This window comes from Yoonia sp. 67-2 (genome assembly GCF_035117555.1).
In the GTDB taxonomy this organism is placed as follows: Bacteria; Pseudomonadota; Alphaproteobacteria; order Rhodobacterales; family Rhodobacteraceae; genus Yoonia.
Genome location: NZ_JAYKPK010000010.1, coordinates 42339 through 65157, shown reverse-complemented (window position 1 = coordinate 65157; position 22819 = coordinate 42339). Strand labels below are relative to the sequence as shown.

At 60.0% G+C, this 22819-nt stretch carries 22 protein-coding genes and 1 tRNA gene; 12 read left to right on the top strand and 11 right to left on the bottom strand.

Annotated elements, in window-relative coordinates; genetic code table 11:
- The first annotated feature begins 121 nt into the window (after positions 1-121).
- The gene (locus tag VOY09_RS15255; RefSeq protein WP_322895136.1) at positions 122-574 is read left to right on the top strand and encodes an MmcB family DNA repair protein; all 453 of its coding nucleotides are present in this window, start codon (positions 122-124) and stop codon (positions 572-574) included.
- On the opposite strand, the gene VOY09_RS15250 is transcribed toward VOY09_RS15255, so the two are convergent.
- Positions 561-752 carry a DUF6324 family protein gene (locus VOY09_RS15250; RefSeq protein WP_322895135.1) on the bottom strand — a complete coding sequence of 64 codons (192 nt, stop codon included), beginning with the start codon at positions 750-752 and terminating at the stop codon, positions 561-563. The two genes, VOY09_RS15255 and VOY09_RS15250, sit on opposite strands and share 14 nt — an antisense overlap.
- Positions 753-877: 125 nt before the next feature.
- On the opposite strand from VOY09_RS15250, the gene VOY09_RS15245 reads away from it, so the two are divergent.
- From VOY09_RS15245 to VOY09_RS15230, 4 genes are all read left to right on the top strand, one after another.
- Positions 878-954 (top strand) — tRNA-His (locus tag VOY09_RS15245).
- Between the two features lie 37 nt (positions 955-991).
- A complete protein-coding gene (locus VOY09_RS15240) occupies positions 992-2023 on the top strand; it encodes an RluA family pseudouridine synthase (RefSeq protein ID WP_322895134.1) in 1032 nt (343 codons plus the stop codon).
- Between the two features lie 160 nt (positions 2024-2183).
- The gene (gene rpoH, locus VOY09_RS15235; protein WP_322895133.1) at positions 2184-3080 is read left to right on the top strand and encodes an RNA polymerase sigma factor RpoH; all 897 of its coding nucleotides are present in this window, start codon (positions 2184-2186) and stop codon (positions 3078-3080) included.
- A gap of 137 nt (positions 3081-3217) precedes the next feature.
- The gene (locus VOY09_RS15230; RefSeq protein ID WP_322895132.1) at positions 3218-4189 is read left to right on the top strand and encodes a Gfo/Idh/MocA family oxidoreductase; all 972 of its coding nucleotides are present in this window, start codon (positions 3218-3220) and stop codon (positions 4187-4189) included.
- 82 nt (positions 4190-4271) lie between these two features.
- Here VOY09_RS15230 and VOY09_RS15225 read toward each other — a convergent pair whose 3' ends face one another.
- The 6 genes from VOY09_RS15225 to VOY09_RS15200 form a co-directional block, all read right to left on the bottom strand.
- Entirely contained in the window at positions 4272-4745 is a 474-nt protein-coding gene (locus VOY09_RS15225; RefSeq protein WP_322895131.1) for a GNAT family N-acetyltransferase, read from the bottom strand.
- Positions 4742-6553 carry a M3 family oligoendopeptidase gene (locus VOY09_RS15220; protein WP_322895130.1) on the bottom strand — a complete coding sequence of 604 codons (1812 nt, stop codon included), beginning with the start codon at positions 6551-6553 and terminating at the stop codon, positions 4742-4744. Before VOY09_RS15220 ends, VOY09_RS15225 begins: the two co-directional genes overlap by 4 nt.
- Before the next feature lie 63 nt (positions 6554-6616).
- The gene (locus VOY09_RS15215) at positions 6617-8200 is read right to left on the bottom strand and encodes an ATP-dependent DNA ligase (RefSeq protein WP_322895129.1); all 1584 of its coding nucleotides are present in this window, start codon (positions 8198-8200) and stop codon (positions 6617-6619) included.
- Positions 8197-9207, bottom strand: coding sequence for a ligase-associated DNA damage response exonuclease (locus tag VOY09_RS15210; RefSeq protein WP_322895128.1), 1011 nt, complete (start codon positions 9205-9207; stop codon positions 8197-8199). The genes VOY09_RS15215 and VOY09_RS15210 overlap by 4 nt, the downstream gene beginning before the upstream one ends.
- A gap of 101 nt (positions 9208-9308) precedes the next feature.
- On the bottom strand, positions 9309-10247 hold the full coding sequence (locus VOY09_RS15205) for an alpha/beta hydrolase (protein ID WP_322895127.1): 939 nt from the start codon (positions 10245-10247) through the stop codon (positions 9309-9311).
- On the bottom strand, positions 10247-10537 hold the full coding sequence (locus VOY09_RS15200; protein ID WP_322895126.1) for an SCP2 sterol-binding domain-containing protein: 291 nt from the start codon (positions 10535-10537) through the stop codon (positions 10247-10249). Before VOY09_RS15200 ends, VOY09_RS15205 begins: the two co-directional genes overlap by 1 nt.
- A gap of 77 nt (positions 10538-10614) precedes the next feature.
- On the opposite strand from VOY09_RS15200, the gene VOY09_RS15195 reads away from it, so the two are divergent.
- From VOY09_RS15195 to VOY09_RS15175, 5 genes are all read left to right on the top strand, one after another.
- Positions 10615-11172 (top strand): hypothetical protein, encoded by a 558-nt coding sequence (locus VOY09_RS15195; protein WP_322895125.1) that lies wholly within the window; start codon positions 10615-10617, stop codon positions 11170-11172.
- A gap of 24 nt (positions 11173-11196) precedes the next feature.
- A complete protein-coding gene (locus VOY09_RS15190; RefSeq protein WP_322895124.1) occupies positions 11197-14025 on the top strand; it encodes a helicase-related protein in 2829 nt (942 codons plus the stop codon).
- Entirely contained in the window at positions 14022-14411 is a 390-nt protein-coding gene (locus VOY09_RS15185; protein WP_322895123.1) for an RNA-binding S4 domain-containing protein, read from the top strand. Before VOY09_RS15190 ends, VOY09_RS15185 begins: the two co-directional genes overlap by 4 nt.
- A 48-nt stretch (positions 14412-14459) precedes the next feature.
- The gene (fdxA, locus tag VOY09_RS15180; RefSeq protein WP_322895122.1) at positions 14460-14795 is read left to right on the top strand and encodes a ferredoxin FdxA; all 336 of its coding nucleotides are present in this window, start codon (positions 14460-14462) and stop codon (positions 14793-14795) included.
- Positions 14796-14985: 190 nt separating this feature from the next.
- A complete protein-coding gene (locus VOY09_RS15175) occupies positions 14986-15492 on the top strand; it encodes a CarD family transcriptional regulator (protein ID WP_040483067.1) in 507 nt (168 codons plus the stop codon).
- Between the two features lie 225 nt (positions 15493-15717).
- Here VOY09_RS15175 and VOY09_RS15170 read toward each other — a convergent pair whose 3' ends face one another.
- Positions 15718-16425 carry a 2-phosphosulfolactate phosphatase gene (locus VOY09_RS15170; RefSeq protein ID WP_322895121.1) on the bottom strand — a complete coding sequence of 236 codons (708 nt, stop codon included), beginning with the start codon at positions 16423-16425 and terminating at the stop codon, positions 15718-15720.
- A gap of 299 nt (positions 16426-16724) precedes the next feature.
- Positions 16725-17987, bottom strand: a complete 1263-nt coding sequence (gene purD / locus VOY09_RS15165) for a phosphoribosylamine--glycine ligase (RefSeq protein WP_322895120.1) — start codon at positions 17985-17987, stop codon at positions 16725-16727.
- 69 nt (positions 17988-18056) lie between these two features.
- Here purD and xseA point away from each other — a divergent pair, with 69 nt between their 5' ends.
- Entirely contained in the window at positions 18057-19541 is a 1485-nt protein-coding gene (gene xseA / locus VOY09_RS15160) for an exodeoxyribonuclease VII large subunit (RefSeq protein WP_322895119.1), read from the top strand.
- On the opposite strand, the gene VOY09_RS15155 is transcribed toward xseA, so the two are convergent.
- Together VOY09_RS15155 and VOY09_RS15150 are read right to left on the bottom strand one after the other, a co-directional pair.
- Positions 19533-19916 carry a hypothetical protein gene (locus tag VOY09_RS15155; RefSeq protein ID WP_322895118.1) on the bottom strand — a complete coding sequence of 128 codons (384 nt, stop codon included), beginning with the start codon at positions 19914-19916 and terminating at the stop codon, positions 19533-19535. The genes xseA and VOY09_RS15155 overlap by 9 nt on opposite strands.
- Positions 19909-20925 (bottom strand): alkane 1-monooxygenase, encoded by a 1017-nt coding sequence (locus VOY09_RS15150; RefSeq protein WP_322895117.1) that lies wholly within the window; start codon positions 20923-20925, stop codon positions 19909-19911. The genes VOY09_RS15155 and VOY09_RS15150 overlap by 8 nt, the downstream gene beginning before the upstream one ends.
- Positions 20926-21060: 135 nt before the next feature.
- Between VOY09_RS15150 and VOY09_RS15145 the strand changes: the two genes are divergently transcribed.
- Positions 21061-22746 carry an NAD(P)H-dependent oxidoreductase subunit E gene (locus tag VOY09_RS15145; RefSeq protein WP_322895236.1) on the top strand — a complete coding sequence of 562 codons (1686 nt, stop codon included), beginning with the start codon at positions 21061-21063 and terminating at the stop codon, positions 22744-22746.
- The last annotated feature ends 73 nt before the right edge of the window (positions 22747-22819 follow it).

The following is a 22819-nucleotide window of genomic DNA, read 5'->3' as shown; positions in this document are numbered from 1 at the left end:
CGATGGTATACGAGCAGCGCAGAAGTCCCGTCACCATTTGAGATAGGCGCGTGCAGGGCAAAGGACAAGTGGCCCCGTCGCAGGGATTGCAATTTGTTCATCTTTTGTTCATGGTCACGTCATGCAATTGCCAGACATACCTCTGCAACCCGGCCATTTATTGGCGCGTGGAATCTGCCGCCATCTGCGCGGCCATGATTTTGTGTCGGTGGTCGAATTGGTGCCCGCGCGCGGGCTGCGCGTCGATGTTATGGCTTTGGGGCCAAAGGGCCAGATCTGGATCGTGGAATGCAAATCCAGCCGCGCCGATTTCATGACTGATCACAAATGGCAGCATTATCTGGATTGGTGCGATCAGTTTTTCTGGGCGGTGGACAGTAATTTCCCGACCGAATTGCTGCCCGATGAAACCGGGTTTATCCTCGCCGATGGCTATGATGCCGAAATCATCCGCCATGGTCCTGAAAGCCGCCTGCCACCGGCCCGGCGCAAGGCGATCACCCAGAAATTCGCGCGCCATGCCGCGATCCGCGCGCAGATTGCGCGCGATCCGGGCTTTGTTACCGCTTTTTGACGGCGCGCGCGGCCATGGCAGCGGCGCGGATCTCATCGGCGATTTCTTCGGCTTCTTCGGGTTCGAAATCCATCGGGATTTCGGTGCTGCCGGCTTCGACAAAAATACGGACCATGCCCAGTTCGGTCGGGCCGATCTGCATATTGGCTTCGATATCGCGTTCGTTGTTGATACCCATGATGTTCTTCCTTGCTGATCTGATCCTGCCTACAGCTTGCAGCAATCGCTTGGCAAGGGCATCTGCGGAAAAGCCCCGCCAAGGCCTTGCAATCATCCACCCATGCGGCTAAATCCCCCGACAGTGCCGCCTTAGCTCAGTTGGTTAGAGCGCTTGATTGTGGATCAAGAGGTCGCTGGTTCGAGACCAGCAGGTGGTACCACCCCCTTTTCAGGCCGCAGATGTTGACGGAGACGCAGATGGGGCCGACCCAAATTACCTTTACCATCGGTGCAAACCCGCCCCCCCGGCTGGACAAGGCGCTTGGGCGCGATGTGCCAGAGGATGCGGCGCTGAGCCGTTCACGTCTGGCGCGGCTGATCGCGGATGGCGCAGTGATGGTGGATGGCGCTGTCATCACCGACCCGCGCTTTCGGATTGCCGAAGGGGCAGAGGTAGAGGTGACTGTCGAGGTCGCTGTCGAGAGCCATATCGGTGCCGAAGATATCGCACTGGAAATTGTCTATGAAGATGACGATCTGGTCGTGATCAACAAACCTGCGGGCATGGTCGTGCATCCCGCACCCGGCACGCCGGGCGGGACCTTGGTCAATGCGCTGATCCATCATTGCGGGGACAGCCTGTCCGGTGTCGGCGGGCTGAAACGCCCCGGCATTGTGCATCGGATCGACAAAGACACATCCGGCCTGCTGGTTGTCGCCAAATCCGACCGCGCCCATCATCATCTGGCTGATCAATTTGCCGCCCATACAGTGGCGCGCCGCTATGTCGCCGTTTGCTACGGTGTGCCGGATGCCAATGACCCGCGCCTGCATGGCATCAAAGGCACATCGTTCGAGCCCGGCAATATCCTGAAAATCCAGACCCTGCTGGGCCGCCACCGCACCGACAGGCAGCGGCAGGCGGTGACTTTTACCGCAGGCCGCCATGCCGTGACACGGGCGCGGATTTTGGCACCGCTCGGCACGCCACCTGTCGCGGCTTTCATCGAATGCTGGTTGGAAACCGGACGCACGCATCAGATCCGGGTGCATCTGGCGCATTGCGGTCATGCGTTGATCGGCGATCCGACCTATGGCGGGCGGCGCAAGATGTCACCCAAGGCAATCGGCGAGGCGGGTGTGACCGCCGTGGCGGAATTCCCCCGGCAGGCGTTGCATGCGGCGTCTTTGGGCTTTGAACATCCCGTCACCGGCGATTTTCTGGAATTTGAGGCACCTTTGCCCGCCGATATGCGTCATTTATTAACCGCTCTGGGTGTTACAATCTGAGGCTGCGGATCGCATGTGCGTGAACGCACCAAAAGTTCACTCGTCAAACTGAACCGAATGGTTCAATCTGTGTTTACCACTGAAGGCCATATGACTTGACAGATGCGGCACGACGCCCATATCCATGTTAAGCCTTTATACATAACGGAGGGCAACAGCAGTGAGCGACTATAAGAATTTACCAGCCCCATCGCCAGAAGGCGGGCTGAACCGCTATATGCAGGAAATCCGCAAGTTCCCGATGCTGGAACCGGAAGAAGAATATATGCTGGCCAAACGCTGGGTGGACCATGAGGACACCGAAGCCGCGCATAAAATGGTGACATCACACCTGCGACTGGCGGCCAAGATCGCCATGGGTTACCGCGGCTACGGCCTGCCGCAGGCGGAAGTGATTTCAGAGGCCAATGTCGGCCTGATGCAGGCGGTCAAACGCTTTGATCCTGAAAAAGGCTTCCGGCTGGCGACCTATGCAATGTGGTGGATCCGCGCCTCGATCCAGGAATATATCCTGCGGTCATGGTCGCTGGTCAAAATGGGCACGACATCGGCGCAGAAGAAACTGTTCTTCAACCTGCGCAAGGCGAAAAACCGCATCGGCGCTTTGGAAGAGGGCGATCTGCGCCCCGAAAACGTCAAACAGATCGCCACTGATCTGGGCGTGACTGAGGATGAAGTCATCTCGATGAACCGCCGCATGTCGGGGGGTGATGCGTCACTGAATGCACAGATCGGGTCGGATGGCGAAGGGTCGATGCAATGGCAGGATTGGCTGGAAGACGACAGCGCCAATACCGCCGCCGATTATGAAGAGCATGACGAGCTTGACGCCCGCCGCGCACTTCTGGCTGAGGCGATGAGCGTGCTGAACGACCGCGAGCGTGACATTCTGGTCCAGCGCCGTCTGGCCGATGAAACCATCACGCTGGAAGAGCTGAGCGCGCAATATAACGTCAGCCGTGAACGGATCCGGCAGATTGAAGTGCGCGCGTTCGAGAAGCTGCAGGAGCGGATGCAGGAATTGGCGCGCGAAAAGGGCATGCTGGAAACCGCCTGAGTTTTTCCACTGATCGCAGTGCAATTTATCCCCGTCGGAGCCTCCGGCGGGGATATTTTTTGCTCTGACGATGGGAAAGAGGCGTGGCTTTGCAGTGCAGATAGCGCTAACATTCCCAAAATTATGGGAGAGAGACAATGACACCGATCCGTTGGGGTATTCTGGGCGCGGCAGATTTTGCGCGCCGCCATATGGCTCCGGCTATTCATGCCGCGAAAGGGGCGGAGCTTTACGCGCTGGCCACGTCCAGCCCGGAAAAGGCCGAAGGCTTTGCGGAGTTTGCGCCGGGGATCAAAGTGCATGACAGCTATGATGCCCTGCTGGCCGATCCCGCGATTGATGCGATCTATATCCCGCTGCCTAATCATCTGCATGTGGAATGGTCGCTCAAGGCGCTTGCCGCAGGCAAACCGGTGCTGTGTGAAAAACCAATGGGTCTGGATGTCGCTGATTATGACAAGCTGATCAAGGCACGCGATAAATCCGGCCTGCTCGCGGCCGAGGCTTTCATGATCGTGCATCACCCGCAATTCATCCGCGCCCGCGACTTGGTGCAGGGCGGGGCGATCGGCAAGCTGATGCATGTGGATGCGGTTTTCAGCTTCAACAATGGCGGCGATGCCAGCAATATCCGCAACCGCCCCGAAACCGCAGGCGGTGCTTTGCGCGATATCGGCGTCTATGTCATGGGGGCCGCGCGATTTGTGACGGGGCAGGAGCCCGAGGCAGTGCCTTTCGCCAATCTGCGGCTGGAAAATGATGTCGATGTTTTCGCGCAGATCGCCGCGCAATTTGCCGGTTTCACCTATTCCGCCGTCGTGTCGATGCGGATGCAGCCGCGCCAGCAGATCACCTTTCACGGTGACAAAGGCGTGCTGACACTGACCTGCCCGTTCAACGCCAATGTCTTTGATCTGGCGCAGCTGACGCTCGATACCGGTGGGCCGATCACGATTGAACGCTGGCCGGGGGTGAATCACTATATTCTGCAGGTCGAAAACTTCGGCAAGGCGATCCGGGGCGAGGCTGATTATCCCTGTCCGCTCGAATCCTCACGCGGCACGCAGATCATGATGGATATGGTCTTTGCGAAAGGGGCAGAAAGCTAGCCCCTCGCGCCTCTGGCGTCTTCTTATTTCTGCAAATACTCCCCCGCCGGAGGCGTCCTTTGGCTGCCCCCGGCGCAGGTCTCTAAAGCGGCAGCTTCAGAATATGCTGCGGCCCAAAACCGCCATCCATATATTGCGCGCCGGTATCGATGAAACCGCCCGCCAAATAGACTTTGCGCGCGCCGGGGTTCAGCAGATTGACGGTCAGCATGATCGCCTCTGCCGCAGGATAACGTGCGGACAGATAACGGTGTAACTGACCGCAACATTCCCGCGCAATGCCGCGGCCTTGCAGGCGATGATCCACCAGAAAAGTGCGCAACCCATAGGTCGTGCTGGCCGCAAACCGATGATGCAGGTGAAACCCGCGATCAATGCGGAACATCCCCGCGACCTGATCGCCATAATGGATCACATGAATATCGATCAGCGGTTCATCCAGATCGATCACTTCGGTCGGTTGGCCCGAGAAATTGACCTGCTCTGGTGTCACACTGATCTCCCGCAACGCGTTTTGCGTTGCGGGTGTCATCGGCGCGATGGTGACGTTCGTCATTCTTCCATGGCTTCCAATTCGTCGATCATGCTTTCGATCAGTGCGAGACCCTTGTCCCAGAAGGCCGGGTCGGATGCATCCAACCCGAAAGGCGCCAAAAGCTCCTTGTGGTGCTTGGACCCGCCCGCGCGCAGCATAGCGAAATATTTGTCGCGGAAATCGGCATCGCCTTCTTCAAACACCGCGTAAAGCGCATTCACCAGACCATCGCCAAAAGCATAGGCATAGACATAAAACGGCGAATGCACGAAGTGCGGGATATAGGCCCAGAAGGTTTCATAGCCATCGGCGAAATCGAAAATAGGCCCAAGGCTTTCGGCCTGCACCGACATCCAGAGCGCGTTGATATCATCGGGCGTCAGCTCACCCTCGGCCCGCGCGGCATGGAGTTTGCATTCAAAATCATAAAACGCGATCTGGCGCACGACCGTATTGATCATATCCTCGACTTTGCCGGCCAGCAGCACCTTGCGGTCCTGCTTTGTCTTGGCATTGTCGAGCAATTGCCGGAAGGTCAGCATTTCGCCGAAGACGGAGGCTGTTTCGGCCAGCGTCAGCGGCGTAGATGACAGCAATTCGCCCTGTTCCGCGGCCAGCACCTGATGCACGCCATGGCCCAGTTCATGCGCCAATGTCATCACATCGCGCGGTTTGCCAAGGTAGTTGAGCATCACATAGGGATGCACCGGGGTGACTGTCGGATGCGCGAAAGCGCCGGGTGCCTTGCCCGGTTTGGTCGCAGCATCGATCCAGCCTTTGTCGAAAAACCGCCCCGCAATTTCCGCCATGTGCGGATCGAACCCGGCATAGGCGGTCAGGACTGTCTCGCGCGCCTCGTCCCAGCCCACGACGCGCGTCTGGTCCATCGGCAAAGGCGCATTGCGGTCCCAGACCTGCATCCGTTCCAGCCCCAGCCATTTCGCCTTCAGCGCGTAATAGCGGTGCGACAGGCGAGGATAGGCTTTGACGACAGCATCGCGCAGGGCTTCGACCACTTCGGGTTCGACATGGTTGGCCAGATGCCGCGCGGTTTGCGGGGTGGGCATTTTGCGCCAGCGATCCTCGATCTCTTTTTCCTTGGTCAGCGTGTTATGCACGCGGGCGAAAATCTTGATCGTGTCGCGGAACACATCGGCGAGCGCATGGGTCGCCGCCTCGCGCTTGTCGCGGTCCTGATCGGTGAGCAGGTTCAGCGTGCTTTCAAGGTTCAGCAGATCGCCATCGACGTAAAACTCCAACCCCGCCATGGTTTCGTCAAAGAGCCTGTTCCATGCGGCAGCACCCACGGTCGATGCATCATGCAGGAATTTTTCCAGCTCATCAGACAGCTGATGCGGCTTCATCGCGCGCATCCGGTCAAAGACGGGTTTGTAACGCGCCAGATCGGCATTGGCGGCGAGCAGGCCGGACAGATGCGCATCCTCCAGCCGGTTGAATTCCAGCCCGTAAAACACCAAAGGTGTCGTAAAATTGGTGATCTTGTCCTGACAATCAGCCATGAATTTCGCGCGGTGGCTGTCGGTGGTCATCTGGTAATAGCGCAGCCCGGCAAAGGACATGATCCGCCCGGCGATGACGTCGATCTGTTCATAGCGCTGCACGGCACCCAGCAGGCCAGCGGCATCGAGATCCGCCAGCTTGCCTTCGTAATCCTGCGCGAAGGCGCTGCATTCTTTTTCAAGCCACGCCAGATCGCGCTTGATTTCGGCACTGTCCTCGGACGGATAAAGATCCGTCAGGTCCCATTCGGGCAGGTTACCGAAATCGGCTTTGCCAGTGGACGTGTGATCATAGCAGGGGGTTTTCATGGCGCGTCTTTCTCTCTGATTTCACATGCAATCTAAGCCGCCCTGCGCCCGCATGAAACCCTGTCAGCCGTAAAGCCGCAGCATTTCTTGCAGATCAGCCAGGGTATTGGCCTCGGCCACGGGTTTGTCCTGCCGCCAGCGCAGCATCCGGGGAAAGCGCAGGGCGACGCCGGATTTATGGCGCGGGCTTTGGTTGATGCCTTCAAAGGCGATCTCGAACACATGCACGGGCGGGACCTGCCGCACGGGGCCAAATTTTTGCAAGGTGTTCTTACGCACCCAAGCGGTGATTTCGCGGAATTCGGCATCGGTCAGTCCGGAATAGGCTTTGGTGAAAGGCACCAAAGAGTCACCATCGCGGACAGCAAAGGTGTAATCGGTGAACAGATTCGCGCGTCGCCCGCTGCCGGATTGCGCATAGATCATCACCGCGTCGATGGTCAGCGGATCGACCTTCCATTTCCACCAATCGCCTTTTTTGCGGCCTGACAGATAGGGGCTGTCGTGGCGCTTCAGCATCAACCCTTCGGCACCGATATCGCGCGATGTGGCGCGGATGGCGGTCAGGTCGTCCCAATTGGCGAAGGTCAGTTGTGGCGACAGCCGTAAGGTACCGTTGGACCCCCGTGCTACCTCTGCCAGATGCTGGCGGCGGTCGGCAAAGGGCAGGTCGCGGATGTCCTGCCCCTGATGTTCCAGCAGGTCATAGGCCATCAGCACCACAGGGGCTTCGGCCAGCAATTTGCGCGGCACGGTTTTGCGGCCGATCCGCTTTTGGAGAGCAGAAAAGGGCAAAGGTGCGGCATTTGCAAAGGCCAGCACTTCGCCATCGATCACGGTGCCATCGGGCAGAAAATCGCACAATTGCGCAAGTTCTGGGAATCGGTCAGTCATCAGGTCTTCGCCGCGCGACCATAGGTAATGGGTGCCGCCGCGCAGGATAAACTGGCCACGGATGCCATCCCATTTATGCTCTGCGCTCCAATCTCCGGGCGGGCCAAGGGCTGTGAGGTCTTCGAGTTGATAGGCCAGATAAAACGGATAGGGGCGCGATTCGTCGCTGGTCGGGTCATCGGCCACGATCAGACTGTCCCAAGATACATTGTCCGGCGTCCAGTTGCCCATCAGCTTATGGGTAAGTTCCGGTTCCGACTGACCCGTCGCCAGCGCCAAGGCGCGGGTCATCAGTTTGGCGCTGATCCCGATGCGGAAACCACCTGTCAGGAGTTTCGTGAACAGGAACCGTTCGGCATGGGGCAGGCTGTCCCAAGCGGCGAGGATACCGGCCTTGCGGGCGTCTTCATCCTGCGTCCCCAATTCACGCAAACGCATGATCCAATGCGTCAGGCTTTGGTCGCTGGTCTGGCTGGGCGGCGGCAGGACCAGCGCAATGGTTTCGGCCAGATCGCCTGCGATACTGTAGCTTTCCTCGAACAGCCAATCGGGCAGGCCAGCGCGTTCCGCCGCCCAAAGCCGCAATTTGGTGGCGGTGATCACCCGTTTCGGCCTGCGCCCGGTGAACAGGGCGGCGGTCCAGAGTTTGTCATCATCAGGGGCGTTGCGGAAATAATCGGCCAGGGCCGCGACTTTGACGCTGGTTTTCGTGCTTTCGTCGAGCCCGGCGAATAGGGCGGCAAAGGCTTTCATGCCGCATCCTCGGTGCTGTCAAAGCCCTCACCCTGATAATCGGTGCTGACGATATGCGCGTCATAGCCTTGATCACGCAGCCAGTGCTGAAAGGCCGATGTATAGCCATGGGTGACAAAGATTTTCTCGGCCCCTGTCGCCTTGATCGCTGCATTCAGCCCGGCCCAATCGGCATGGTCAGAGACGATAAACCCCCGATCCGCTGCCCGCCTGCGCCGCACGCCGCGCAGGGCCATCCAGCCGCTGGCAAAGGCGGTCGAGGCAGGGCCGAAGCGTTTCGCCCAAGTCGTGCCAAGCGCGCTGGGTGTCGCCAGCACCAAAGCGCCGGGATGGGTTTTGGCGGTCACGCTGGCATCGACGCGGATCGTGTCGGGCAGGGCGATGCCGATGGCGCGCAACACCTCATTGGTGTTTTCCACTGCGCCATGGGTCAGGATCGGGCCGATATCGGGGTCCACCAGACGCAACAGCCGTTGCGCCTTGCCCAGAGCATAGGCACCAAGGATCGCGGTCTGCCCGTTGGCGGCGCAATCCGCCCACCAGCGGTTGATCTGGTCGCGCAGGATACCCTGTGGCGTCCAGTTGAAAATCGGCAGGCCAAAGGTGCTTTCGCTGATGAAAGCGTGGCATTTGACCGGTGCGAAAGGTTCCGACAGCCCGTCATCGACGGTTTTATAATCGCCCGAGGCGACCCAGACCTGGCCTTTCACCGCGACCTTGATCTGCGCCGATCCGGGCACATGGCCTGCGGGGTGGAAGGACACGGTCGCATCGCCGATCTGTTGCTCGGCCCCATAAGCGATGGTCTGCACATTGATATCGCCCAGGCGGTGGCGCATCACAGCCGCCGTGCCGGGGGTGGCGAGATAGCTTTCCATCCCCCAGCGCGCGTGATCGCTATGGGCATGGGTGATCAGGGCACGCGGCACCGGTCGCCAAGGATCGATATAGAAATCGCCTGCGGGGCAATAGATCCCGTGATCGGTGAAGGTGAGGACATCAGCCATTCATGTCAGATAGGGGCTGAAATGGTCCTGCCAATAGGGAGCGCCTTCGGCGCGCCTCCGGCGGGAGTATTTTTAGAAAAAAGAAGACAGGGCGCTTGGGGTCAGCGATGCGCGTTGAAATGCGCCAAGGTCTTGGCCATGACCATGCCGCGCATCTCGGCTGTGTCCATCAGCATTTCATGTTTGCCGCCTTTGATCTCGTGCAACACGCCATTCGGCCATCTGGCCATGCGGCTGCGGATCGCGGCGGGATCTACAATAGCTTCCTTGCTGCCCAGAAAGGTGATGCAGGGGGCTTTGGGTGCGGGCAGGCGGGACAGGGCTCGCATTTCCTGCAAGGATTGCCGCAGCCAGCGCAGGGATGGCCCGCCGAGCCCAAGCTCGGGATGGGCGCTGACCTGCTGGCGCAGAGCCGCATAGATTTCGGCATCATTGGTCAGTGCATTGCCTGCGAAGGGCTGATGCAGAAGATAGCTGGCAGGCATCTGGCCCGGCACGATCTTTTCATCGAATTTCAGCGATTGGCTGAGACCGGACAGGCCCCAGGCGAAAGAATGCACCGCGCGCGACATGCCGATGCCCCACATCGGGGCGGAAAACATCACGGCGTTGATATCAAGACCTGTGGTCAGCGACCGCAGCCCGATGCAGCCACCCATCGAATGGGCGATCATGAAATAGGGGCGGGGCAGGTTGGCGGCCTGCGCATGATCCAGCACGGCCTGCACATCCAGTTGATAGTCGGCAAAATCCCCGACATGGCCCAAGGCGGGATCATCGATCAGCCGGTCGGACAGGCCTTGCCCGCGCCAGTCAATCGCCAGAGTGGTGTAGCCAGCGGCAGTCAGCGCGCGCGCGGTCATCCCGTATTTTTCGATAAATTCCGTGCGACCGGGAAAGATCAGCACGGTGCCTTTGGCCTGTTCCGCGGGCCAGAGGCCGACACGGATCCGCCTGTTGTCGCTGGTCGTTATCCAATGCGCCGCCCCGTTTGCCGGGCCATCTGCGATGTCGTCGTAAAACGGGGCGGTTTGGGTCATCAGGACAGGACGCCGGACAATTTCATCGCCAGACCCATATCGCCATCGACGGCCAGTTTGCCGGTCATAAAGGCGGTGGTCGGGTTCTGCTCGCCGTCAAGGATCGCCTTGAACACATCGGCTGTGGCGGTCAGGGTCACATCGGCCTCGTCATCGCTGGCGCGGGCGCCGTTGTGATCGATGATGATCGCACCTTCTTCTTCGATCACAAATTTGGCGACACCGTCGAAACCCGCGCCGCCCATCTTGGCGTTCAACTGGGTGACGGCTTCATTCACGACTTCGCTCATTGATCTAATCCTTTCGTGATCAGCTGCGGCAGGCAGGCTCTGGTGTCTGGCGCGTGATGCGCTACATTACCAATATGATGGCTCACGACTTTCGCTTCAAATGTATCGTTACGGCAATTGTGCTGCTGACCGGCTTTTCCGCGCCTGTCGTCGCACAGACCGAAAGGCTTGATCAGCTTTTCGCAGAATTGTCACAGGCTGATGAACAGAGTTCGCCGGGCATCGAAAATCAGATCATTGACGCATGGGGCAAAAGCGGATCGCCCGCGATTGATCTGCTGCTGCGCCGTGGCTTTGACGCGCTGGAAGCGGGCGCAGCGGATGCGGCGCTGGATCATTTTTCTGCCCTTGTCGATCATGCGCCGGAGTTTGCCGAAGGGTATTTTCAGCGCGCGACGGCCTATTATCTGCTTGATGAGGTCGGCCCCGCCATGGCCGATCTTGAGGAAGTGCTGGCGCGCAACCCACGGCATTTCGAGGCGATGCGCGGGCTGGCCGCGATCATGGAGGAAATGGACCGCCCGTCGGCGGCCCTTGACCTTCAGCGCATGATCATCGAAATCGTGCCACACTCCGCGCAGGCGAAGGCGGATATCGACCGCTTGGAACAACAATTAGAGGGTTTGGCGATCTGATCGCCACCCCAGACGGGGACGAAAATGCAAGGTTCCCGGATTACGGCCGTGCTTGGGCCGACCAATACCGGCAAGACCCATTATGCGATCCAGCGGATGCTGTCTTATCGCTCCGGTGTCATCGGCCTGCCGTTGCGCCTGCTCGCGCGCGAGGTTTATGACCGGATCGTCGCGATCAAGGGGCCATCCGTGGTGGCCTTGGTCACGGGCGAGGAACGGATCGTGCCGCCGCGTGCGGCCTATTGGGTCTGCACGGTCGAGGCGATGCCCGAGGGCATGGGCTGCGATTTTCTGGCTGTGGATGAGATCCAGCTTTGCGGCGATCCTGAGCGGGGGCATGTGTTCACCGACCGTCTGCTGCATGCGCGCGGGCTGCATGAAACGCTGTTTCTGGGGGCCGAAACCATGCGCGGGGCGATTGCCGCCTTGGTGCCCGGTGTGCAGTTCATGGCGCGCGAAAGGTTGTCAGAGCTGACCTATACCGGGTCGAAAAAGATCAGCCGGATGCCAGCAAGATCAGCCATCGTCGGGTTTTCGGTGGATAACGTCTATGCCATCGCCGAATTGCTGCGCCGCACCAAAGGCGGCGCTGCTGTGGTGATGGGCGCGCTGTCGCCCCGCACCCGCAATGCGCAGGTGGAAATGTATCAGAACGGCGATGTCGATTATCTGGTCGCCACCGATGCCATCGGGATGGGGCTGAATTTGGATATCGGCCATGTCGCCTTTTCCTCGCTGACGAAATTTGACGGGCGACGGATGCGGCATCTGGCACCCGAGGAATTGGCCCAGATCGCAGGCCGCGCCGGGCGGCATGTTGAGAACGGCACCTTTGGCGTGACGGGTGAGGCCCCGCCTTTGGATGATGCTGTGGCAGAGGCGATCTGCAATCACCAGTTCCGCCCGGTCACCAAACTGCAATGGCGCAACAGCCGGTTACAATTCGGCTCCATCAAGCGGCTGATCAGCACGTTGGAGGATCGCACCGACAACCCCTGGCTGACCCGCGTGCGCGAAAGCGATGATCTGGCGGCGCTCAAAGCGCTGTCACTGGATGCAGAGGTTGCGGCGCGTGCGACGGACGGGCCGTCGGTCAAACTGCTCTGGGACGTGTGCCGAATCCCTGACTTTCGCGGTGTTTCACCGGCGGAACATGCGGCCCTTCTGACGCAGATTTACAACGATCTGCATCAACTTGGGCATGTCTCGGCCAATTGGTTTGCGCTTCAGGTGCGGCGGATTGACCGCACGGACGGGGATATTGATACTTTGTCCAAACGGCTCGCCTTTATCCGCACCTGGACTTATGTGGCCCAGCGCAAAGGCTGGTTGGTTGACGATTTGCATTGGCGTGATGAAACGCGCGCTGTAGAAGACCGTTTATCAGATGCGCTGCATGGTGCATTGACGCAAAGATTTGTGGACCGGCGGACCAGTATCCTGCTTCGCCGGCTCAAACAAAAGGAGAGCCTGTTGGCCGAGGTGAATGAAAAAGGTGAAGTGACCGTCGAGGGCGAATTCGTCGGTCGTTTGGAAGGGTTCCGTTTCCGCATGGACAAGGCGGGCAGCCCGGACGAGGCGAAAACCCTGCGGCAGGCCTCGGTGCAGGCGATTGCGCCGCATCTGCATCTGCGCGCGGACCGTTTCTATAACGCGCCCGATACCGAGATTGATTTCACCGAACAGGGTGGCCTGATGTGGGGCGATCAGGCTTTGGGCAAACTGGTGGCGGGGTCCGATCCGCTTAAACCCGGCGTCGCGGTGTTCGTGGATGAAGAAGCCGGGCCTGACGTGACCGCCAAGGTGCAGCGCCGGTTGCAGCATTTCATCGACCGCAAGATTGCTGCGGGCTTTGAAGGCCTGCTGGCTTTGCGCAACGACGAGACGCTGACAGGGGCCGCGAAAGGCTTCGCTTTCCGCATGGCCGAAAATTTCGGCATCATCCCGCGTGGCGATGTTGCGGATGAGGTCAAGGCGCTGGATCAGGAGGCACGTTCTGCCCTGCGCAAACATGGCGTGCGCTTTGGTCAGTTCACCATTTTCCAGCCTTTGCTGCTGAAACCCGCGCCGACGCGTCTGCGGCTGGTGCTGTGGTCCCTGGCGAAGAACCTGTCCGAATTCCCCGAAAGCCCGCCCCCCGGTCTGGTGACTTTGCCAGCCGCGAAAGACGCTGTGCCAGGCTATTACGCGATGTCGGGCTACCGCGCTGCGGGCGAAAGGGCGATCCGCATCGATATGCTCGAACGGCTCGCCGATATGTTGCGCGACAAGGACAGCCGTGCGGGGTTCGAGGCGAATGCAGATATGCTGTCGATCACCGGCATGACCTTGGATCAATTCGCCGATCTGATGGCGGGCCTGGGCTACAAAGCCGAGAAAGCCGAACGGGTAAAGGTGAAAGCTGCGCGCGCCGATGTCGCTGGCAAGCCGCCAGTGGAAGTGCCAGTGCAGGACCCGGACACTGCACCAGAGCCGCCGGTAGAAGTGCCGAATGACGCGCCACCCGCTGACAGCCCTGCCGATGTGCCAGTCGAACTGCCCGATGATGCACCGCAGGAAATGCCTGTCGATGACCCCGCCGACGCGCCCGATGCGCCGCAGGAAATCCCGGTTGAAGCGCCCGAGATGGAGGCGTTTTATACTTTCACCTGGGGCGGTCGCGCCGTGCGTCCGGCCCGCCCGGCAGGTGGTGAACGCCCACGCGGCAATCCCAAGCCGAAGGGGAAAGGCAAAGGCAAGCCGCCCGCGCAGGCCAACAAGCCTGAAAGCTTTCAGGCTAAACCCAAGCGGGACAAACCGATTGACCCGGATAATCCCTTTGCGGCCGCTTTGGCGGGGTTCAAAAAGGCTTGACCGACGCGCCCCGGCAGGTGATCCGGCTTGATAAATGGCTCTGGCATGCGCGGTTTTTCAAATCGCGCAGCATTGCCGCCGGGATCGTCTCTGCCGGGAAAGTGCGGGTGGGCGGCAATCCGGTCAGCAAACCGGCCCGCGCTGTCGGGGCGGGCGATGTGCTGACCTTTGTGCAAGCCGAACAGACCAAGGTGATCCGTATCCTCGATTGCGGCACCCGTCGTGGTCCGGCACCCGAGGCGCAAACGCTTTACGAGGATCTGTCACCTGTCCCCGTGCCAACCCCGCAAGGACCGCTCAGCGACCGCAAGGGCCGGCCCACCAAAAAGGATCGCAGGGATATGATGACGCAGCGCGGAATGGATGACCCTTTCAGCCTTGAATGACCGCGCGATCCGCTTTAGCACACGTTCCGAAGCATTACGGATGATCCCATGACCTATATCGTCAACGACAATTGTATCGCCTGCAAATACACCGACTGCGTCGAGGTATGTCCGGTGGATTGTTTCTACGAGGGTGAGAACATGCTGGTGATCCATCCGGATGAATGTATCGATTGCGGCGTCTGCGAACCCGAATGCCCGGCCGATGCGATCCGTCCGGATACCGAGCCTGACATGGAAAAATGGGTCGAGTTCAACCGCAAATATTCGGAAATGTGGCCGGTCATCATCACCAAGAAAGACCCGCTGCCCGGTGCCGCCGAGATGGATGGCGAACCTGACAAGATGCGCCTGTTTTCCGAGACGCCCGGCGAGGGTGGCTGAGCTAAGCCATTGATAGAAGGGGATTTCATCCCGCTGTTACAGGACGCTTCCGAAGGGGGCGTTTTTGTGGTATGATTCCTCAATGACGCGAACGATTTGATCCCGCCTTGATAGGAACATCCCGCCGGTAGCCTTTGTTACCGACGGTTTTTTGTCGCCTGAGCCGCCGGATCGCCTTGAAAGGAAGATCATGACCAAGAAGAAAAGTGAATTCAGCCCCGACCAGTTTGTTGTTTATCCCGCACATGGTGTCGGCAAGATCGTTTCCGTGGAAACGCAGGAAGTTGCCGGTTTCGAGCTGGAAATGTTCGTGATTGCCTTTGAAAAAGACAAGATGACGCTGCGGGTACCGACACATAAGGCGACTGACGTTGGCATGCGCGCTCTGGCGACGCCCGATGTGGTCAACCATGCGCTGAAAACCCTGCGTGGCAAGGCCAAGGTCAAGAAAGCGATGTGGTCCCGCCGGGCGCAGGAATATGAGCAAAAGATCAATTCCGGCGATCTGATCGCGATTGCAGAGGTCGTGCGCGACCTGCACCGCCAGGACGACCAGCGCGAGCAAAGCTATTCCGAGCGTCAGCTATATGAAGCTGCCCTGGAACGCCTGACCCGCGAATTCGCCGCTGTCGCTGGCGATGACGAGAATGCTGCCGCCGCGCAGATTGGTTCTGTTCTGGTCGGTCGCGCCGCCTGATCCCTGCCTGTTGATTTGAAAAGCCGCGCCTAACAGCGCGGTTTTTTTACGGCTGTGTGGAGCGTCGCGTATCTTTGAGGCGATGTGACGGATTGTCTGAAATCTATCGGTGCGGCCCGTCAGCCAAGTGTGGCCCGACCGTCAGGCATTTCTGACCGAACTGGACCTTCGGTGCAGGGAGGTGGAAGGTCCGGTGAGCGGGATGGAGCGGACCTTCGATTTCAATCAACCCGCGGCGATGTAAAAGTCGTCTCGCAGGACCGGGGCGCAAGCCGAAACGTTCAGAGTTGCCGCAGTTTCGACGTCCTGCGGAAAGCCGCGTTCACATAACTCAACACCCGATACGGAGCGCATCAACCGGTCAAGCAATACGGGCCGCGAGGAATGAAAAACATCCCGTGCCACCGCAGCTTCTTGAGAGAGCGTCCCTGTCAATGCCGAGATGACTGCGCCCGCGCCAATCAGATCTTCGATGGCAGGTCGCAAACTACCGTCCTGCCAACGCTCACCGGCTGGAATAACTGCGAGTGTACCATCCTCCACCAAGCGCATGGCTTCTTCCGCGACGGCAGCGGCGTTGCGAAGACAACCAGCAAGAATGGGCTTTCCCTTCGCCGCGAAGGAGATGTGGGACCCGTTTGGAGAAGGGAGCAACAGACGCGTTCTCTTGGCGATACCCCGCAGGGTCGGGGCGGACAGGCTGAAACGTGCGGTCTTGTCGGACCGCCTGCCCGCCAGCACCGCATTTCGCCGATCAGCTTCCTGCTGCGCGGCCTCCTGATCGTGAATTGGGAATGGGAAAACGAGTGCCCCGTTGGCACAGGCTATGTCAACACATGTCGAAAACGATAGCACGTCTACAACAACAAAGGCATCCGCGCGGTCAATGAGAGATTCGACGCCTGATAGACCCCATTCAGAAATAACCTGCATTTGTCTGGCCTCCTACCGCACAACAATTTTTGCAAGACGCCTAATTGCCCCGTCGAACCAATGTCGACCATGATCTCGAAGAGGCGCCCTCGTGCTTCATGACCGGGATGCCCAGCTTGCGGGCCTTGTCGGCGAGGGGTTCGTTCCACCCGTTCTCTGCGATTTGCGCGAAGGTCCCGGTTTCTATTATTGGTCAGTTTATGACCTAAAGGTCAAAGTCATCTGACGTTCAACAGTCAACTTCAATTCTGAAACCCGTTCAATTTTGCAGTCCATTCAACTTTGCAACGCATTCAGCTCTACAGCGCCCGCCAGCCGATATCGGACCGGTAAAACCCGCCCGGCCAATCAACCCCATGTGCCATGGCATAGGCTTGTTCATGTGCCTCGGCCAAAGTCGCGCCGCGCGCGGTGATATTCAGCACACGACCGCCGTTGGATTGATAGTGGCCGTCCACCCGCTTGGTCCCGGCATGGAAAACCATGTGGAAACTATCCTCGGGCTGCGTGTCCAAGCCATTGATCACGCTGCCTTTTGCGTAAGCCTCGGGATAGCCATTTGCCGCCATCACGATGGTCAGCGCATGGTCATCGGCCCAGTTGACCGAGATTTCATGCAGCCGTTCCTCGGCACAGGCTTGCAGCAGGTCAAGGATTTGCCCGCCCAACCGCATCATCAGCACCTGACATTCCGGATCGCCAAAGCGGACGTTATATTCCACCAGCCGTGGCTGGCCGTTCTGGATCATCAGACCGCAGAACAGCACACCTTGGAAGGGCGTGCCGCGCCTGGCCATTTCATCCATCGTCGGCTGGATGATTTCATTGAGGGCTTTCGCTGTCACGGCATCCGTCATCACTGGGGCAGGCGAATAGGCGCCCATGCCGCCCGTATTCGGCCCCTGATCGCCGTCAAAGGCGCGTTTGTGGTCTTGGGCGGTGCCGACCGGCAGGATCGTCCTGCCATCGCAGAGGACGAAGAAGGAGGCTTCCTCGCCTTCCATGAACTCCTCGATCACCACGGATGCCCCGGCATCGCCGAAGGCACCATCGAACATATCGTCAATCGCCGCCAGAGCGTCGTCGAGGTTCATCGCGACGGTGACACCTTTGCCCGCGGCCAGTCCGTCCGCCTTGATCACAATGGGCGCGCCTTGTGCTTGCACATAGGCGCGGGCTGCATCTGCTTCGGTGAAGGTTGCATAGCCCGCAGTTGGCGCATTTGCCGCATCGCAGATGGATTTGGTAAAGGCTTTCGATGCTTCCAACTGCGCCGCGGCCTGCGATGGCCCGAAGACCAGCAAGCCTGCGCGCCGCAGACGGTCGGCAACACCGGCGGCCAGCGGGGCCTCTGGCCCGATGATCACGAAATCCACCGTGTTGTCCTCGGCGAAATTCGCAACGGCGTCACCATCGAGGATATCAAGATCGGCACATTCCGCGATCTGCGCAATACCCGCATTGCCCGGTGCCACGATCAGCCGGTCGCATTTGGGGTTCTGCTTGATCGCCCAGGCGAGGCTGTGTTCGCGCCCGCCGCTGCCGAGGATCAGGATGTTCATGGCGCTCTCCGCTTGGACTTTGGTCATGGGCGTTCTAAGGTCGGGGCAACCATATCACAAGAGCATCCGATGGACCTTTTCGACGATCCCACCCCGGCCGACAACACACCGGAATTTTCCGTGTCCGAGATTTCGGGCGCGGTCAAGAAAGCGATTGAAGGCGGCTTTTCCCATATCCGCGTGCGCGGTGAATTGGGGCGGATTTCACGGCCAGCCTCGGGGCATATCTATCTGGATCTGAAAGATGACCGTTCGGTTCTGTCCGGCATCATCTGGAAAGGCCGTGCTGCCGCGCTGAGCCACCGCCCGGAGGAAGGGATGGAGGTCATCGCCACTGGCAAGCTGACGACCTTTCCGGGGCAGTCGAAATATCAGATGATCATTGAGGATATCGTGCCTGCCGGGGCCGGTGCGCTGATGGCGATGCTGGAAAAACGCCGTGCGATGTTGGCGGGCGAGGGGTTGTTTGATGCGTCACGCAAGCAAAAGCTGCCCTATCTGCCCGAGATTATTGGCGTTGTGACCTCGCCATCGGGTGCGGTGATCCGCGACATCCTGCACCGGCTGCGCGACCGTTTCCCGCGCAAGGTGCTGGTCTGGCCGGTCGCCGTGCAAGGCCAGAAATGCGCAGCAGAGGTGGCGGCGGCGATCAACGGCTTCAACCTTTTGACCCCCGGCGGTGCCTTGCCGCGCCCTGATCTGCTGATTGTCGCACGTGGGGGCGGGTCGTTGGAGGACCTTTGGGGCTTTAACGAAGAAATCGTGGTGCGGGCTGCGGCGGCGTCGGATATTCCGCTGATCTCTGCCGTGGGGCATGAAACCGACACCACGCTGATCGATTTCGCCGCTGATGTCCGCGCGCCGACACCCACGGCGGCGGCAGAACTCGCCGTGCCGGTGCGGATCGAACTCTTGGCCTTTGTGGACGGGCAGGGCGCGCGGTTGGTGCGGGCCTTGTCCAACGGGGTGCAGAACCGCCAGCAGCGTCTGCGCGATCTGGCGCGGGCTTTGCCGCAGGTCGAGACGCTGACCGATGGGCCAAAGCAGCGGCTGGATTACTTGACTGACCGTCTGCCAGCCGCCTTGCGGCAAGCGGCGGCGAAGAAGCGGCTGCAACTCTCTGACGCTGCTTTGCGCCCCGCGATCCTGCAGCGCAAACTGGCAGAGGATCGGCGGCATCTGACCGCCCTTGGCGACAGGCTGGTGCCTGCTTTGCAACGGCGCAACCGCGATGCGGCGGCGACATTGGAACGGGCCGGGCGGGGATTGCGGGCGGATCTGTTGCAGATGCGGCTGGACCGGCAGGGCGACCGGCTGGGCATCGCTTTGCAACGCTTGTCAGACCGCGCGACGCGGCAACAGGCGGAGCGAGCAGCAAAGCTTGCGTCACTCGACCGGCTGCGCGAGACTTTGGGTTATATGGAAACGCTCAAACGCGGCTATGCGGTGGTGCGCGCGGGCGGCGATCTGGTGACGGATAGCCAGACAGCAGCCAAAGCGGGTGATCTGGAAATCCAGTTTGCTGATGGGCGGGTCAATGTCCGCTCAGGATGACAGATCATTGCAGATCAGCGGTTCATCCGCGTCCGTTTCAAAGATCACGGTGCCAAAGGCGCTGTCGGTTGACACGGCCCTGATCCCGCCGGGTTCATCATAAATCGCCCAGCATTTGGGGACCGGGTCGCCATCATAGCGAAAGCAGATATCGCCTTTGCTTTCGAACCAGACGCCATACATGCAGGTGCCTTCGAACGTGGACCACATAACGCGGCGACCTTGCAAATAAGCCTCGACCCCGAAAGCAGGGTTGGTATCGGTGCGGAAAGTGATCGTGCGCCCGGTGACATGGGCGTCGAAGGCGTCCGCATCCATCGTCTCTAGCGCCATGGCCGGGGTTGCGAGGCAGAGCAACAGCAGAAAACTACGCATCGCGCCACCGATCCGCCAGAGGGTCCATGATTCGCCGCCAAAGCGGTGGCACCAGCGCGATACTTGCCATCAGCGGCAAAGGGCGCGGCAGCACCGGCGCATCCGGTGGCAATTCCAGCGCAGGATAGACACGGGCAGGCCGCGCGTGATGGTCGGAATGGCGGGTCGCATTCAGCATCATGGCCGAGGAATAAAGATGCGGGCTGTTCCAGCTATGGCGGGCGGCGACAGGTTCGGCTTTGCCATCGGCGCGGGTTTTGCGCGTCAGACCGTAATGCTGGACATAATCCGACAGCAGCAATTGCATCTGCGCATGACCCGCCAGCGCGATGTAAAGCACCATGCCTTTGGCCCCGCCCAGCAGATAGGCCAGCGCGATGAAACCCGCACCGCCGCCCAGATAGACCCAATAAGGGTTACGCCAAGCGGCGCGTCCGATCCGCGCAAGGCGGTCTTTCTCTGCCCGGTAGCCGCCTTTGAACGACCCGGCCCAGGCGCGGATCATATAACGGTAAAACCCTTCACCTTTGCGCGATGTATTGGGGTCTTGGCGCGTCGCCACATGGCGGTGATGGACCAGCACATGCGCCGATGTGTGATGCCCGAACAAGAGCGAAATATAAACCCACATCCCCAGCCGGTGTAGCACGCGCTGCGGGCGATGGATCAGTTCATGCGCATTGGCATTGCTGACCTGCCCGAAATAAAGGCCTGCGGCAAAAAACAGCCCGACCTTTTCCAGACGGCTGATCGCGTCACCTGCCAAGGCCCAGACCACCAAGGGCACCAGTGCCAGATGCGCCAGCGCCAGGACGACCGCCAGCGCAGTGCCTGTCGCATCTTCATCGCGGCTGCGGTCCTCGGGCAGCAAGCGGTCTGCAAGGCTGGTGACCAATGTCAGCACCAGCACGGCGGCCAGAACCCAAGGCCCGCCTTGCACTGCGCCGATGCCGATCAATCCCGCGGGCAGCAGGGTGGCAAAGGCGAAAAGGGCGGTTTGTCTGCTCATCACCGATAGTCATAGCATGGGTTTATGGACAGATTAAGCGAAACTCTGGGTCTGCGCGCTTTGGCGCAAGGGTGTCGCTTTTGCGTGGTTTGCGGGCGGGGCAACGGCTATGCTGCCGCGAAAGCGGAGGGTTGCATGGCCGAAGACAGCAAGGATGGCATCTGGATTTCCGGCACAGGCAAAGGGCGGCACACGCCTAAGGGCCGCCAGCTTGACGATAAAGCCTGGGACGAGGTGCGTGCGCTGTTGGGCGATCACCCGCGTCGCCGCGATCTGCTGATTGAATATCTGCATCTGATTCAGGACCATTACGGCCATCTCTCCGCCGCGCATCTGCGTGCCTTGGCCGAGGAGATGCGGCTGTCACAGGCCGAGGTTTATGAAGTCGCGAGTTTCTACGCCCATTTTGATATGGTGAAAGAAGGCGAGGTGCCGCCGCCCGCGTTGACGATCCGCGTTTGCGACAGCCTGTCCTGCGAACTGGCAGGCGCACAGGCATTGAAAGCGGCGCTGGAAGACGGACTTGATCCCGCAGAGGTCCGCGTGTTGCGCGCGCCCTGCATGGGGCGCTGTGATACTGCGCCCACGTTGGAAATCGGCCACAACCATATCGACCATGCGAGTGTTGAAAAGGTGCAGGCAGCGATTGCGGCGGGGGATATCCACGCGCAGGTGCCGGAATATCAGACCCTTGCGACCTATCGCGCAGAGGGGGGCTATCTGACCTTGGCCGATCTGCGCGATCATGGTGACTGGGCTTTGGTGCAGGATAAAATCCTCGCCTCCGGTCTGCGCGGTCTGGGTGGCGCGGGTTTTCCGTCTGGCAAGAAATGGGGTTTCGTGCGCGCCCATCCCGGCCCGCGCTATCTGGCCGTGAATGGGGATGAGGGCGAGCCGGGGACCTTCAAGGACCGGCATTATCTGGAGCGGCACCCGCATCTGTTTCTGGAAGGGATGCTGATTGCCGCCTGGGCCGTCGCGGCGGACACTTGTTTCATCTACATGCGCGACGAGTATCCCGCGGTGCTGGCGATTTTGCGGCGTGAGATTGCGGCGCTGGAAGAGGCAGGGATCGTCAGCCCCGGCTATATCGACCTGCGGCGCGGGGCCGGTGCCTATATCTGCGGCGAGGAATCCGCGATGATCGAAAGCATCGAAGGCAAGCGCGGTCTGCCCCGGCACCGCCCGCCATTTGTCGCCGAGGTGGGGATATTTGACCGCCCGACGCTGGTGCATAATGTCGAAACCCTGCTCTGGGTCGCGCGGATTTGTCGCGAAGGGCCGGAACTGCTCAATCAGGTGGAAAAGAACGGGCGCATCGGGCTGCGATCCTATTCGGTTTCAGGGCGCGTAGCGCAGCCGGGGATCTATGTGCTGCCCGCCGGTTCGACGATCATGGATGTGATTGCGGCGGCAGGCGGGATGGCGACAGGGCATGTGTTCAAAGCCTATCAGCCGGGTGGGCCATCGTCGGGCATTTTGCCCGCGGCGATCAATGATGTGCCGCTGGATTTTGATACGCTGCAAGAACACGGCACCTTTATCGGATCAGCGGCGGTGGTGGTGCTGTCGGACCACGACCGCGTGCGGGATGCCGCACTGAATATGCTGCGGTTTTTCGAGGACGAAAGCTGTGGTCAATGCACGCCTTGCCGGGTGGGATGCCAGAAGGCGGTGATTCTGATGCAGGCAGATCGCTGGGACTGCGCGTTGTTGGGGGATCTCTGTGATGCGATGGCCGATGCCTCGATTTGCGGGCTGGGGCAGGCGGCGCCCAATCCGATCCGGTTGGTGATGCAGCATTTCGGCGATGAAATCTGATGCGCATGCGGCTTTGCCGCACGCGCGCCTCCGGCGTGGATATTTATGCTCGGACGATGATGGGGTGTGGTCT